Source organism: Kitasatospora sp. NBC_01287, assembly GCF_026340565.1.
Lineage (GTDB): Bacteria > Actinomycetota > Actinomycetes > Streptomycetales > Streptomycetaceae > Kitasatospora.
In genome coordinates, this window is sequence record NZ_JAPEPB010000001.1 from 3,000,304 (window position 1) to 3,014,264 (window position 13,961).

The 13,961-nt window shown below is 71.9% G+C and carries 12 protein-coding genes and 1 tRNA gene; 5 read left to right on the forward strand and 8 right to left on the reverse strand.

The features are described 5' to 3' along the window. Positions 1-73 precede the first annotated feature (73 nt). Positions 74-1,030: an ABC transporter ATP-binding protein gene (locus OG455_RS12580; protein ID WP_266300748.1), complete on the forward strand. Its 957-nt coding sequence runs from the start codon at positions 74-76 to the stop codon at positions 1,028-1,030. A 73-nt stretch (positions 1,031-1,103) separates the two neighbouring features. On the opposite strand, the gene OG455_RS12585 is transcribed toward OG455_RS12580, so the two are convergent. The 5 genes from OG455_RS12585 to OG455_RS12605 form a co-directional block, all read right to left on the reverse strand. Next, the gene (locus OG455_RS12585; RefSeq protein WP_266293124.1) at positions 1,104-1,853 is read right to left on the reverse strand and encodes a hypothetical protein; all 750 of its coding nucleotides are present in this window, start codon (positions 1,851-1,853) and stop codon (positions 1,104-1,106) included. A 50-nt stretch (positions 1,854-1,903) separates the two neighbouring features. Beyond that, positions 1,904-2,389: a thioesterase family protein gene (locus tag OG455_RS12590; RefSeq protein ID WP_266293126.1), complete on the reverse strand. Its 486-nt coding sequence runs from the start codon at positions 2,387-2,389 to the stop codon at positions 1,904-1,906. 94 nt (positions 2,390-2,483) lie between these two features. After that, positions 2,484-4,148 carry an energy-dependent translational throttle protein EttA gene (gene ettA / locus OG455_RS12595; RefSeq protein ID WP_266293128.1) on the reverse strand — a complete coding sequence of 555 codons (1,665 nt, stop codon included), beginning with the start codon at positions 4,146-4,148 and terminating at the stop codon, positions 2,484-2,486. Between the two features lie 283 nt (positions 4,149-4,431). Beyond that, entirely contained in the window at positions 4,432-5,667 is a 1,236-nt protein-coding gene (locus OG455_RS12600; RefSeq protein WP_266293130.1) for a thioester domain-containing protein, read from the reverse strand. 664 nt (positions 5,668-6,331) lie between these two features. Next, positions 6,332-7,180 (reverse strand): single-stranded DNA-binding protein, encoded by an 849-nt coding sequence (locus tag OG455_RS12605; protein WP_266293132.1) that lies wholly within the window; start codon positions 7,178-7,180, stop codon positions 6,332-6,334. 595 nt (positions 7,181-7,775) lie between these two features. Between OG455_RS12605 and OG455_RS12610 the strand changes: the two genes are divergently transcribed. Beyond that, positions 7,776-7,848 (forward strand) — tRNA-Arg (locus OG455_RS12610). Between the two features lie 476 nt (positions 7,849-8,324). Here the strand turns inward: OG455_RS12610 and OG455_RS12615 are convergent. After that, positions 8,325-9,092 carry an MBL fold metallo-hydrolase gene (locus OG455_RS12615; protein WP_266293134.1) on the reverse strand — a complete coding sequence of 256 codons (768 nt, stop codon included), beginning with the start codon at positions 9,090-9,092 and terminating at the stop codon, positions 8,325-8,327. A gap of 88 nt (positions 9,093-9,180) precedes the next feature. On the opposite strand from OG455_RS12615, the gene OG455_RS12620 reads away from it, so the two are divergent. The 3 genes from OG455_RS12620 to OG455_RS12630 all read left to right on the forward strand — a co-directional run bounded on the left by OG455_RS12620 (position 9,181) and on the right by OG455_RS12630 (position 11,995). Continuing rightward, positions 9,181-9,801 (forward strand): ABATE domain-containing protein, encoded by a 621-nt coding sequence (locus OG455_RS12620; RefSeq protein ID WP_266293136.1) that lies wholly within the window; start codon positions 9,181-9,183, stop codon positions 9,799-9,801. A gap of 120 nt (positions 9,802-9,921) precedes the next feature. Then, entirely contained in the window at positions 9,922-11,271 is a 1,350-nt protein-coding gene (locus tag OG455_RS12625) for a hypothetical protein (protein ID WP_266293138.1), read from the forward strand. 418 nt (positions 11,272-11,689) lie between these two features. Further along, complete coding sequence (locus OG455_RS12630) at positions 11,690-11,995, forward strand: DUF4193 domain-containing protein (protein ID WP_266293140.1); 306 nt, start codon at positions 11,690-11,692, stop codon at positions 11,993-11,995. Between the two features lie 468 nt (positions 11,996-12,463). Here the strand turns inward: OG455_RS12630 and OG455_RS12635 are convergent, their stop codons facing one another. Both OG455_RS12635 and OG455_RS12640 read right to left on the reverse strand, forming a co-directional pair. Further along, entirely contained in the window at positions 12,464-13,249 is a 786-nt protein-coding gene (locus OG455_RS12635) for a 4'-phosphopantetheinyl transferase superfamily protein (protein WP_266293142.1), read from the reverse strand. 181 nt (positions 13,250-13,430) lie between these two features. Beyond that, entirely contained in the window at positions 13,431-13,919 is a 489-nt protein-coding gene (locus OG455_RS12640) for an NUDIX hydrolase (protein WP_266293144.1), read from the reverse strand. Positions 13,920-13,961 lie beyond the last annotated feature (42 nt).

Below are 13,961 nucleotides of genomic sequence, written 5' to 3' on the forward strand. Positions count from 1 at the left end.
GGTGAGCGGTGGGACCGCGGTGAGCAGTGAGGCTGAGGTGAGCGGTGAGGCCGCGGTGAGCAGTGAGGCTGAGGTGAGCTTCGAGGAGCTGCAGCAGCGGGTCCGGACCGCCGAGCGGCAACCCGCCTACGGGCACGACTCGGTGATCGCCTGCGACCGCCTGGTCCGCATCTTCACCGCCGACCGGGTCGAGGTGCAGGCGCTGCAGGGCCTGGACCTGCTGGTCCGCAAGGGCGACCTGGTCGCCCTGGTCGGGTCCTCCGGCAGCGGCAAGTCCACCCTGCTCAACATCCTGGCCGGTCTCGACGTGCCCTCGGCCGGCTCTGCCACCGTGGCCGGTGCCGACCTGCTGACCATGACGGCCAAGGAGCGGCTGCGCTACCGCCGCGAGGTGGTCGGCTTCATCTGGCAGCAGACCGCGCGCAACCTGATGCCGTTCCTGACCGCCGCGCAGAACGTCGCGCTCCCCATGCAGTTGAACGGCACCCGCTGGGCACCCGGTCTGGCCCGGCGCCGAGCCGCCCGCGCGGCGGAGCTGCTGGAGGCGATCGGCATCGGCCACCTGGCCGACCGCCGGCCCGCCCAGCTCTCCGGCGGCGAGCAGCAGCGGGTGGCGATCGCCGTCGCCATGGCCAACAACCCCTCGGTGGTGCTGGCCGACGAGCCGACCGGCGAGCTGGACTCGGAGACCGCCGCCGGGATCTTCGAGGCCTTCCGCACCGTCAACCGCGAGCTGGGCGCCACCGTGGTGATCGTGACGCACGACCCGATGGTGGCCGGCGAGGTCCGCCGCACGGTGGCGATCCGGGACGGCCGGACCAGCTCCGAGGTGCTGCGGCAGACGAGTACCGACGAGCAGGGGCAGGAGACGGTCAGCGAGCGGGAGTACGTGATGCTGGACCGCACCGGACGGGTGCAACTGCCGCGCGAGTTCCTGGCCGCGCTGGGCATGGAGCACCGGGTCGCGGTCGAGCTGGCCGCCGACCACATCGCGCTCCACCCGGACGACCGTGCCGGGCAGGCCGACTGACCCCGGGCCGGCTGGGAGCGGGGCGCGGGGGACGCGGCGCGGGGCGGGCCCGCGGCAAGTCAGCTGAACGGGGTCAGCCGAGCGGGGTCAGCCCGAGGCCGGCGCCCGGCGCGTCGGCGGCGCGCAGCGCGACCGTGCCGTGCGGGGCGGTCAGCCGCAGCCAGCCGCCCGCGCGGTGCGCGCTCAGCCGTGCGCCCGGCTGCAGGAAGCCGATCCGGTAGGCCGCGTGGGCGGCACGCAGCGGCAGCGCCGGGAGCGCGGTGAGCGGTCGGGACCAGATCTCGTCGGCGATGCCGTCCAGCACCGCGCGGGTCCGATGCTGCTCCGGCACCTGGGCCGTGCGCTCCTTGAACTCGCCCACCGCGGCCAGCAGCTGCGGGAGCACCCGCTCGGCGCCGATCACGCCCAGCGGCTGCCAGCCACCACGCGGCGGCAGCAGGCCCGCCCAGGCAGGCCCGGTCACCGGTGGCGGCACGGCGAGCGCGCCCCGCTCCTCGTCCACGCCCTCCAGCAACTGGCCCGCCGAGAGCGTCAGGTCGAGCAGCACGCCAGTACCGATGACGGCACCGGCACCGGCCTGAGCCTTGGCGTCGGAGGCGAGCCGGGCGGTGCGGAGCGCGAGCACACCGGTGCTGCCGAGCGGCAGGCGTCCGTAGACGGCCAGCACACCGGCTCCGGCCTCCTGGTCGGCGCCGACCTCACCGGCGAGCGTCTGCAGGCGGACCGCGGCCGCGCGGTCGAACCGCAGCAGCCGCCCCAGGAACGCGCCGAGGTCGGCCGCCTCACGGGGATCGGCGAGGACGAGCCTGGCGGTACTGATCACGGGAGCGCTCACACTTCGTTTCGTCCGGTCCGGGTACGTCTCGGCGTCGGTCAGGCGGCCGCGGGCACCTTGTCGCCCCGCTCGCTCCTCGCCGCCACCTGGTCCACCTCGTCCGGCTCGTCCATGAAGCGGCTGAGGAACTCCCGCTCCACCGGGCTGATCCGGCGCGGACGGGCGTTCTTCAGGTCGTACGGGACCACGACCGTGGAAGCCCGGACGTAGACCGTCTCGGTGCCGTCCTCGGCGATGTCCTTCACCTCGTAGCGGACGGTGAGCGAGGCCCCGCCGATCCTGGTCACCCAGGTCTCGATGGTCACCGGCGTCGGACGGTGCACCAGCGGCAGCTTGTAGTCGATCTCGTGCCGCGCCACCACCGAGCCGCCCGCGAACTCGCCCGCCCCGGCCTCGGCGGCCTGGGTGAACATGAAGTCGATCCGGGCCTCCTCCAGGTAGCGCAGGAAGACCACGTTGTTCACATGGCCGAAGGCGTCCATGTCGGACCACCGCAACGGGCAGGCGTAGATGTGGCGCGCCACGAACGTCTCTCCTTCTTCCACTCACTCGATCGGCCCGGCCGGGCACCGCAGGGGTACCCGACCGGGCCGCTACCGCATCACCGCTGACCGAAGGTCAGCCGCGGGTCAGCTTCTTGTAGGTCGCCCGGTGCGGACGGGCCGCATCGGCACCCAGACGCTCGATCTTGTTCTTCTCGTAGGACTCGAAGTTGCCCTCGAACCAGAACCACCTGCTCTCGCCCTCGTAGGCGAGGATGTGGGTGGTCACCCGGTCCAGGAACCAGCGGTCGTGCGAGATGACCACGGCGCAGCCCGGGAACTCCAGCAGCGCGTTCTCCAGCGAGGAGAGGGTCTCGACGTCGAGGTCGTTGGTCGGCTCGTCGAGGAGCAGCAGGTTGCCGCCCTGCTTCAGGGTGAGCGCGAGGTTCAGGCGGTTGCGCTCACCACCGGAGAGCACACCGGCCGGCTTCTGCTGGTCCGGGCCCTTGAAACCGAAGGCCGAGACGTAGGCGCGGGAGGGCATCTCGACCTGGCCGACGTTGATCCAGTCGAGGCCGTCGGAGACGACCTCCCACAGGGTCTTCTTCGGGTCGATGTTGGACCGGCCCTGGTCGACGTAGCTGATCTTGACGGTCTCACCGACCTTGACCTGGCCGGAGTCCGGGGTCTCCAGGCCCTGCAGCATCTTGAAGAGCGTGGTCTTGCCGGCGCCGTTGGGGCCGATCACGCCGACGATGCCGTTGCGCGGCAGGGTGAAGCTGAGGCCGTCGATCAGGACCTTCTCGCCGAAGGCCTTGGAGAGGCTGTCCACCTCGACCACGACGCTGCCCAGGCGCGGTCCCGGCGGGATCTGGATCTCCTCGAAGTCCAGCTTCCGCATCTTGTCGGCCTCGGCCGCCATCTCCTCGTACCGGGCGAGCCGGGCCTTGGACTTGACCTGGCGACCCTTGGCGTTGGAGCGGACCCACTCCAGCTCTTCCTTGAGCCGCTTGGCGCGCTTGGCGTCCTTCTGGCCCTCGACCTTGAGACGGGTCTGCTTGGTCTCGAGGTAGGTGGAGTAGTTGCCCTCGTACGGGTAGGCGCGGCCGCGGTCCAGCTCAAGGATCCACTGGGCGACGTGGTCGAGGAAGTACCGGTCGTGGGTGACCGCGACGACGGTGCCGGCGTACTTGGCCAGGTGCTGCTCCAGCCAGTTCACCGACTCGGCGTCCAGGTGGTTGGTGGGCTCGTCGAGGAGGAGCAGGTCGGGCGCCTCGAGCAGCAGCTTGCAGAGCGCGACGCGGCGGCGCTCACCACCGGAGAGGCTGGTGACCGGCCAGTCACCGGGCGGGCAGCCCAGCGCGTCCATGGCCTGCTCCAGCTGGGCTTCGAGGTCCCAGGCATTGGAGTGGTCGAGCTCCTCCTGGAGCTTGCCCATCTCGTCCAGCAGCGCGTCCGAGTAGTCGGTCGCCATCAGCTCGGCGATCTCGTTGAACCGGTCGAGCTTGCCCTTGATCTCCTTGACACCGTCCTGGACGTTCTCCAGGACCGTCTTGGACTCGTCCAGCGGCGGCTCCTGCAGCAGCATGCCGACGGTGAAGCCCGGCGACAGGAAGGCGTCACCGTTGGACGGCTGCTCCAGTCCGGCCATCATCTTCAGCACCGTGGACTTACCGGCGCCGTTGGGGCCCACGACACCGATCTTCGCCCCGGGGAGGAAGCTGAGCGTCACGTCGTCAAGGATGACCTTGTCGCCGTGCGCCTTGCGCACCTTGCGCATGGTGTAGATGTATTCCGCCACGTGAGATCGCTCCGGCGTCGTCGAGGAGTGTTTCAGGCTGTCAGCTTTCCATTGTGCCGCACCGGACGTCCCACCCCGAACCCGCAGCCGGGGGCGCGACGGGCGGGAGCAGCCGGGGCGGGGGCGGCAGACCGACGGACGCCAGTGGCCTGGCCCCGCGAAGGGACCAGGCCACTGGCGTCTGTCAGGTATCGGCGGCCGCGCCTCGGCTTCGGACCTCAAGTGCCCGACGCCGAACCGCGGCCGCCCTCCCTACTGCCTACCTAACTACCTACCTACTGCCTCAGGCAGTGGTGCGGCTGTGCCGACCGCGGCGGCGCATCATGAACACCGCGCCACCGCCGAGCAGCACCAGCGCACCGGCGACACTCGCGATCAACGGAGTGGACCCGCCACCACCGGTGAAGGCCAGGCTCTTGCCTCCCGTGCTGCTCGGGCTGCTCGAAGCACTCGGCACCGGGGCAGCGGCGGAGGTGCTCGGCGAAACACTCTTGCTGGGAGTGGTGCTGGGGGTGGTGCTGGGGGTGGCCGAGCCGGACGGCGTGGCCGAGGGGCTCGGGGACGAGGACGTGGTGGCCACGGTCCAGCTGACAGTGGCAGTGGCCTTGACCGTGTTGGTCTGGCTGCCCGCCAGGATCAGGGACTGGCTGTGGTCAGTCGGCGTGTAGTTGAGGCTGCGGAACGCCCGACCGACCTGCACCTCGACCGAGGTGCTGGCGGAGATGGTCGCCGACCCGGCACTCGCGCCGGCCGGAGCCTTCACGTAAAGCTTGTCGCCGTCCTTCGCGGGCTTGATCAGCTTGCCGCTCTTGTCGGACAGGACGACGGTGCCGGTGGCGTCCGTGAAGACCACACCGGCCTTGCTGGAGATCTCATCGAGCTGAGCGGTGACGGCGGCACCCGTGGTCGCGATCGTGATCGGCCCGAGCGGCGCACCGGGGGCGCCGGCGGCACCGGGCGCGGTCAGGGTCAGGGTCGGGGTCACCGACTGGGTCGGCTGCTTCACGTCCGTCGCGTTGGCGATGAGGTACGTGGCCAGCGCCGCGGCCGTGGAATCGACCGGAACCGCCTTCACGTGGTCGGAGTAGGTCCAGATCGCCGCCTGGGTACCGGCCGCCGCCTCGTCCGCCGTGAGCGGAGCACCCTTGATGTCCTTGCTCAGGGCGGTCAGGTCGCTCACCTGCGGGTAGGAGTTCTGCAGGATCCAGTTGATCTTGCCGGCGTCCGGGTTGGTCGCGAGCGAGATACCCGACCAGTCGCTCTCCTGGTACTTCGCGCCGGTCTGGGTCTCGTTGTGGAGATCGATGCAGTAGGTGTCGAACTCGGTGCCGTCGGCCGCCTTGAGGACGATCAGGCCGCCGCCGGCGTTCCAGCTGCCGTCGTTGATCGTGATCTGACCACCGGACTTCAGGCCGTCCTGGAGCGTCGCGACCGCTCCGGAACCGCCGGTGCCACTGTCCGCGACAGCCGCACTCGCGATCGCGAGCCCGCCACCGACCATCATGCTCGACGCGAGCATGACAGAGGTTATGCGGGAGATCCCCCGCCGTTGCATGTGGTACATGAATGACCCCTCCGGGCAGGGCCGCGCCCATGACGGCCCGCCGTGCAATGCCGCGCTTCTGGCGCTGCCGCACTTGTATGAACCAGACGCATCATATTGAGAACCACCGACAAGCAAACCTGAATGTCTAACGATGCGACTTCTGTATCGGAATTGTTATCAAACAGGTTGCTCGCGCGTCCACCTGACGGAGCGCCAGATATTCGTCACTTTATCGACTCTCTGACCTTCCCCCACCGCCCATTGCACGGTCTGCGACGAGAAGTGTCGCTGAAAGCTCAACTAACGCTCAAGAGCCGGGCTCCTTATGACCGCTGACCGGCATGGCGCCGACCACCGCTTCTTTCCCCGCCCGCCCTCGATGTATCGGCTCAGCCCGCGCACCGCCGGCCGCCGAACCGCCACCAGGCAGGCCACCATCGGACAGGGCCGCGCCCACCGCGCTGCCCACTGCCGCGCGCTCGACCCGCCGGCACCACGCCGCTCACATCACAGCCGCTCGGATCACAGCCGCTCACACCGCTGCTTCTGACATCACGGCCGTTGGCATCGCGGCCGTTCACACCGTGGCCCTTCACGTCGCGGGCGTTCAGACCGCAGCCGTTCAGACCGCAGCCGTTCAGACAGCGACCACCCCACCCTCCGACCCGAGCCGACGCCCCTGCCCCTCCGGCGCCCGGCCGGCCCCGCGCCCCGCCCTCGGCGGCCGCGACGACGCCGCACCCTGCGTGGCTCGAGACGCCCGCGCAGCACGCCCCGCCGGGGAACCGGAGGCACCCTCTTCGCCCTCTTCGCCCTCTTCGCCGTCGGCGCCACGCACCTCACGCGCCCCAGAAGACTCGGTGGACCCTGCGACCACCGCCAACTCACCCGCAACAGCACGGCCGTTCGCACACGGCTCGGCGCTCACCGCGACACCCACCCCTACGCCCGCGTTGGCATCGCCACCGGCCCCATCCGCTTCACCCGACCGTGCCCCCTGCGCCGCCCGCTCTGCCCGCTCCGCCTGCGTGGCCCGGTATTCACGGATCGCCGCCGTGATCCACTCCGGCACCGCCTCGCCCGCGGTCCCGCCCACCGGCTGCGCCGGCACCACCTCGGAGCGACCGCGCACCGCCCACCGAAACGCTGAGGTGCCACGGCCGAGATCGTGCCCCACCGAGCGGGCGTCGATCTCCACCGCGTTGCGACGCCTGCCCTCCTCCTCCCACTCCCTGATCCGCAACCGCCCGCAGACCAGCACCGGATCACCCTTGCCGAGCGAACTCACCACATTCGTGGCCAGCCCGCGCCACACCGTCACCGTGACCCAGTTGGTGTCACCGTCGACCCACTCGCTGCGCGCCCGGTCGTAGCGCCGCTCGGTCGCCGCGAGCCGGAAGTTGGCCGTCGGCACTCCCGCAGCGGTCTGTCCGTAGCTAACCGCCGAGGCGACATTTCCGATCATCGTCACCAGAGTCTCGTTCACAGCAGCCCTCCGCATTTCTCGTGTTTCTCCGTCCTCCGGAGAAACCTCCGACTGCTGCTGATGATGTCCGGTTCGACGAGCACAGGATCAGGATCTTTTATTTCTGTGGATAACCAGCACCTGTGGACAGCTTTGCCATCCTTTGGCAATACCATTCTCATGGCTGACAATCACGGCATTCTGCGTGCATGACAAGATGACCCCCACTGCCCCGCCCCCACCCCCTGAACGAGTGGCTCCAAGGGCGCTCTGTCCACGTCATCCGACCGGACGAACCGAAATCCCGCCCGCGCCCGGCCCTCGCCCAACCGTCACGTTCCCAACACACCCTGCTACCAGCACGGCAAGTCCATAACGGGTGAGGAGACATCGCCGTAACGACTGCACAACGTCCGGCAGCAAGGCACCCCGCAATGCTGCACCCCGCTCGTCCACCTGCGATTATCAGACCGCTCTGGCGAGGCCGACACACCAGCTCCACCGGTGGAAAGCCGAGCAAGGCGTCCATACCCCCTTATCCTGTCCCCGGCAGGACAAGGACCACCCCCACCCAGGGATAAGCCACCAGCCCCCACTCGGGCCCAACTCCCGCCCCGCCCCCGTAGCTCAGCGGAAAGAGCAGGTGCCTTCTAAGCACTTGGCCGCAGGTTCGAGTCCTGCCGGGGGCACAGCCGCGCCCCGCCGATCCGAGCCGGATCAGCGGGGCGCTTTCGCAGCTCAGGGCAGTGGAAGTCGCACGAAGCCGCAGCCGCCTGTCCGAAGGCCGGGCAGCCCGCCCCCGCCCGCCGTCCGGCCGGCTCGCGCCGTGCGCACTTGGTGCCCAGCGTCACCGCTTCGGCGAGCCAAGCCGACTTCCGGACGCTGCCCGAGGTGACAGCGCCGCCGTCTTCGCTTGCGAGCCAGGTGAGGCGGCGAACGCAGCACCGCCAAGCCACCCCCCGACACCGTCGAGGCCCGGACTCGAATCGCGCCCTCACGGATCCGCCCAGCCCGGCCCAGCACGGCCCAGCACGGCCTCGCCCCGCCCGACCCAGCCCGGCCCAGCACGACAGCACGCGGAGCAGCGCAGCATCGCCCCGACCTGATTGACCGTCAGATCACCATGACTCGCGCACCACTTGCTGCTCGATCAGCCCAGCTCAGCTCAGCTCAGCTGCAGCCGCCCAGCGAGCCCGGCCGCGGCGAAGGCGGCCAGCAGGGCCTCGCGGCCCTCGGTGAAGTGGGCCCAGCTGTCGAAGTGGGCGGGCACCACCCGGCGGGCGTCGAGGACGGCGGCGGCTTCGGCGGCCTGGGCGCTGTCCAGGGTGAGCAGCGCGCCGTCGAAGAGGGGGGTTCGGGCGCCACCGGCGAAGAGGACGGCGGTGTCGATCGGGCCGAAGCGTTCGGCGATCTCCTTGACCAGTTCGAGTGACGCGTTGTCGCCGCTGATGTAGACGGTCGGCAGGTCGGCGGCGGTCAGCAGGAAGCCGATCACCTGGCCGGTCACCGGCTCGCAGCCGTCGGGCCCGTGCAGGGCCGGGGCGGCGGTGACGGTCACGGTGCCGCCGTCCGGCCGGGTCAGCTCGACGGACGCCCACGGGGCGAGCCCTTGCGCGGTGCCGCCGAGGCGGTCGGCGCCGCCAGTGGTGGTGAGCACGAGCGGGACGTCGGCGAGCAGCGCGCGGCCCGACCTGTCCAGGTTGTCGGGGTGCTCGTCGTGCGAGAGCAGGACCGCGTCGACCGGGCCGAGCTCGGCGGGGGAGATCGCGGCGGGGGCGGTCTTGGTCAGGATGGTGGCGCCATCGCGCTGATAGTCGCCAGGCACGTCGAAGGTGGGGTCGGTGAGGAAGCGCAGGCCGCCGAACTCGATGAGGGCGGTCGGGCCGCCGAAGACGCGGATGGGGGTCTGCTCGGGGGTCAGGTCGTTCGCCATGTCAGTTCCTCACGAGAAAGTCGTTGTTTTGCCGTGAGAGAAACCTAGCCCGCCCTCACGGAGAAGCGCAAGGTTTAACATGAGAGGCATGACGGAGACTGTGACCCCCACCCGCGCCCCGCTGCCTCCCGCGCCGGGCGCGGACGAGCACGTCGCGCTCGACTTCGCCAACAGCGACCTGGTACTGCCCGCCGGGCCGCTCGACCTGCTCGACACCCCCTCCGCATGCACGCGCTGGCTGGTCGAGCACGACCTCGCGCCGGCCGACGCCGTCCTCTACGAGTTCTGCGCCGGCCGACTGCGCGAGCTGCGCGCCCACCTGCGGGCGCTGCTCGCCTCCCGCACCACCGGCACCCCGGCCCCACCGGAGTCCCTGTGCGCCGTGAACACCGCGCTCACCACCGCGCCCTCGGCCGCCCTGCTGCACTGGGACTCCACCCAGGGCCTGCACCGCGCCCCCGTCCACCCCGCCGACCGGGTCGCCGAGCACGCGATGGCCGTCATCGCCGCCGACGCCGCCGAACTCCTCACCGGCCCCGACGCCGAACGCCTCGCCTCCTGCGGCGGCAGCCCGTGCACCCGCTACCTCGTCCGCACCCACGCCGCCCGCCACTGGTGCTCCACCCGCTGCGGCGACCGGGTCCGCGCCGCCCGTGCCTACGCGCGGCGCCAGCAGGCGAAGGAGCGGCAACCGGTGACAGGGGGCTGAGCGGGCGGGCGGTGCCGTGCTGGAGCCCTCGCCCGGGCGGGCGGCTGAAACCGGTTTGCCCGGATGCCGGGCCACCGGCGATCATCCTGGGGACCTGGCACCCCCGACCACCGGAGACACATGACCGCCGAACTGTCCAACGCCTGGGAGCTCTTCGAGTCCGGCGACCCGCAAGGGTCGATGCGGACGCTGCGGCTCGCCGCCGACGAGCTCACGCCCGCCGAGATCGCGCCGCTGGTGGCCAAGTTGGCCGGAGGTGCCGGTTTCACGGACCTCGCCGAGGCGTCGACAGCGCTGGCGGGCCGACCAGGCGAGGCCGACCGGCTCTACCGGTACGGCTACGCCTGTGTCGGACGCGGCATCCCGGCGCTGGCCGTTCCCGCCCTGCGGGAGGCACTACGGCTGACTCTGGTGCCGCCCGCACCCGCGCCGCCCGCACCGGAGCGCACCGGCCTGTTCCGCCGCAAGCCCAAGCAGCGGCTCGACCCGGAACTCACCTCTCGCCAGGTGCTGCTGGAGCTGGTGACGTCCCTGGAGCGTGGCGGGCGGCACACGGAGGCCCTGGCCGTGCTGCGCGAGCACGATGCCCTGCTCGGCGACTGGCCGGACCGCTACCTGATGGTCTACAACGCGCTGATGAGCGGTGAGACAGCCATCGCCCAGCGGGTGTTCGATGCCCTTTCGGCGCCCGAGGGAGTCTGGGTGGGGCCCGGCCAACGGGTCGGTCGGATGCTCGAACGTGCCGCGGCCCTGCCCCCGGCAGGGGACCAGGACCTGCGTGGCTGGCACTACGCACTGACCGGCGGACTGCTCACCACGCTCTCACCGTACGGCTTCGACCAGGGCATGACCGGCCGCTGGGCCTACCTGCAGGACGGCTTCGACTCCTGCCGGCACGGTCTGGAGCGGCTGCGGACGGTGCTGGAGGCCGGCGGTCGCAAGCCCGCGTCCGTCGGCCTGCTGCCGGACCGGGGCAGCCGGGCGCTCGGCCTGGCAGCGGCCCGCCTGCTCGGCGTCCCGGCCGCTCCGTACCAGCCGGGCACCGCGGACGCGCTGGTGGTCGCGTACGACCTGAACGACTGCGATCCCGCCGCGGTGACCGCGCTGCGCGAGCGGGCGGCAGGCGAGCTGCTCTTCGAGCACGCCAGCTGCTGGACCGACACTCCTGGCGTGACGGCCGATGTCTGCACCCTGCTGGTGCAGAGTGTGAGCGCCCCCTGGCAGCAGGGCCTACGGTTCACCGAGGAGGGTGGGGCCGAGCAGTCGGAGCCTGACGAGCGCTCGGCCGAAGAGCTCGCCGAGGCGATCCTGGCCGCCGCCCCGGTCCCGCAGGAGGGCGACGGTCAGACCCCGGCCGACTCCGACGAGGCACTGGCCGCCTTCGCCGCCCGCGCCGCCGGGCTGTGGGCGAGCGGCCCGCGGGATCGGATCCGTTCCTCGGGTCCGGTGCGCAGCTCGCGCTTCGCCTGAGCCCCCGATCAGCCCTGGCGACGGCGCCGCACGAGTGGCGCTCCGGACTGTGAGGCGGTGTCAGCCCGAGAGCCACGGCCCGCGAACCGTGGACCGCACGCAGCCGGCCGCGGGCCGCGAAGCACCACCGCGAGCCGGGGGGCGTCGGCTCCCCCGCTGCCGCGGGCGGCCCGGTAGACTGGTCGGCTTGAGGAAGCAGCGGCCGCCGTCCGCCATGACGTGGGGAAAAACCATCACACGCCCTATCAGAGTGAATCGAGGGCGTCCGCGAGACGGCGGCTGGTCGTGGCCGGCGGCGTCGTGGCGCGACGGAGCGGCCGCGTCATCCGAGCAGACCCCCGCGCGGTGCCGACACTGAGCCGACGAGGCAAGCTGACGCAGATCCACGCCGCGACCACCCCTGACGAAAGGCACCGCCATGGCAACTGACTACGACGCACCGCGCAATACCAATGACGAGTCGAACGACGAGAGCATCGAGGAGCTGAAGAGCCGCCGCGACGACAAGACGGGCTCCGCGGTCGACCTCGACGCCGAGGCTGTCGAGGGCATCGAGCTCCCCGGCGCCGACCTGTCGGGCGAGGAACTCACCGTGCGGGTCGTCCCGCTCCAGCAGGACGAGTTCACCTGCATGACCTGCTTCCTGGTCCACCACCGCACGCAGCTCGCCGGCGAGGACAAGAAGGGGCAGCCCATCTGCCGCGACTGCGCCTCGACGGCCTGATCACCGCGCCACCCGCTCGCGCCAGGGCGGGTGGTCCGAAGCCGGGGCTCCCCGAGCCGAGCAGGACCGGGCAGGGCCGGACCGGACCGAACCGGGCCACCGGTCGGCCCTGGGGAGCTGCTGACGTAGGACGGGGACAGGGACAGGGACGGGGCCGGGAACGAGGGGCCTGGGCGGAGGGCGATGACGGCCGTCCGCGCGATCGGACGATGCCCAGGTCGGCTCAGGCCCTCTCGGCCACCGGCCCCTCCCCGCCCTCCGTCCGGGCCCGGCCGCCCGTGCCCGGACGCCCCGGCTCCTCGGGCTGCTTCCTCGGGCCGCTCCTCGGCCTGGCCCAGGCTGCCAGGGCCGGCCCGGCTGCGGGCTCCTCGCCGGGCAGCAGCGCGCCTCGCTCAGGTGGCCGCGACCGTGGTCCCGGCGGGCCCGTAGCCGTGGAGGAGCGGGAGCCGACCGCGCAGCCCCCGGCCGCTACGCCAGCCGCAGCTCCGCCGTCCGCACCCGGACCGCCTCGCCGGCCGAGCCGGGCCGCAGTCGCAGCGCGATCGCCGCGTCGAACCCCGGCGGGACCTCGATCGCCCGCAGCTCCCAGCCCGCCGGCGGCCGCGCCGAAGCGGCCGGCCCGGTGCCGAACCCGGGCCCCAGACCCACGTAGTCCTGGTCCGCGCCCTGGCCGAGCCCCATCCCGGTGCCCTTGAGGTAGGCCTCCTTGCGCACCCAGCAGCGCAGTGCCCCGGCGGCCCAGCGGTCCGGCGCCCGCTCGGCCAGCGCGGCCAGTTCGGCCCGCTCGACCGGGTGCAGCTGGGTGACCACGTCCGCGGCGGCCCCCTGCTCGAAGGCGCCGGCCAGCTCGACGTCGGCGCCGACCGGGTCGGCCGCCAGCGCGATCAACGCCAGCCCGCTGGCGTGCGAGAGCGAGAATTCGAGGCCGGGGGCGTCGGCCTGCTCGGGTCGGCCGTGCGGCTCCCCGCAGCCCGGGCAGGCGGCCCGCCGGAAGGTCACCGAGCCCGGCGCCCGGTCCAGCCGCTGGCCCAGCAGCCGCCGCAGCGCCACGTGGGCGACCTGGTAGAGCGCCCGGTCCTCGGCCCGCCGGAAGACCGCGGCACGCCGCAGCTCCTCCGCGTCGAGGACCCCACGCGCGGCCTCGGCCTCGGCCGCGGCCGCGTTGTCCGGTGTCACCGCCACCCAGTGGACCTCGACCCGACCGTCGGCCTGGCCATCGCCCCGGCCTCCTGTCACCCCTGCCACCTCGTCCACCCCGTCCACTCCGCTTCCGTCACGTCCCCGCCCGACCAGGCACCGACCGGCTCCCTACCGGATCTCGGTCAGCTCCCGATGAACTCCCACCAGCGACCGGCCAACGACCCACCAGCAACCATCAACGACCACCAGCGACCACCAGCGACCACCAACGACCCACCAGCGAGCGATCACCGGCTCAGATCCCCGAGACGGTGCCCGCCACGATCCGGACCACGCCATCGGCCCGCGCCGCCAGTGCCGCGCGCAGCCGCGGTGCGCGGGCCTCCCCGAGCAGCTCGTAGGCCTGCTCCGGCGCCACCCACCGGTACTCCTCCAACTCGCTCTCCTGCAGCACGATCGCGGTGTCCACCGGCACGGTGCCCGCGTCGAACATGAAGTGCACCGAAGGATGGTTCAGTTGCTCGGAGGGGTGGATCCAGCCCACCACCAGCAGCCGGCCGATCTCCCGGTCCAGGCCGGTCTCCTCCAGCAGCTCGCGCCGGGCGCACTGCAGGGCGTCCTCGCCCGCGTCGATGGTGCCGCCGGCGAACTGCCAACCGGGCCGGTAGTTGGGCTTGAGGACCAGCACCCGCCCCGCCTCGTCGGTCAGCAGGGTGCCGGCCGCGGTGTAGGACCGCGGCAGCGAGGCGAGCCAGGCGTCCCGGGGTAGCAGCTCCTGGTCCACGTCGACTCCTTGGTCTCCCCGCGCGGTGGTCGTCTCCCGCGC

Coding starts and splice junctions, on each gene's coding strand:
- OG455_RS12600 (WP_266293130.1), bottom strand. CDS start 5,667: ATGCTCGCGTCGAGCATGATGGTCGGTGGCGGGCTCGCGATCGCGAGT.
- OG455_RS12615 (WP_266293134.1), bottom strand. CDS start 9,092: ATGGCGAACGACCTGACCCCCGAGCAGACCCCCATCCGCGTCTTCGGC.
- OG455_RS12620 (WP_266293136.1), top strand. CDS start 9,181: ATGACGGAGACTGTGACCCCCACCCGCGCCCCGCTGCCTCCCGCGCCG.
- OG455_RS12625 (WP_266293138.1), top strand. CDS start 9,922: ATGACCGCCGAACTGTCCAACGCCTGGGAGCTCTTCGAGTCCGGCGAC.
- OG455_RS12630 (WP_266293140.1), top strand. CDS start 11,690: ATGGCAACTGACTACGACGCACCGCGCAATACCAATGACGAGTCGAAC.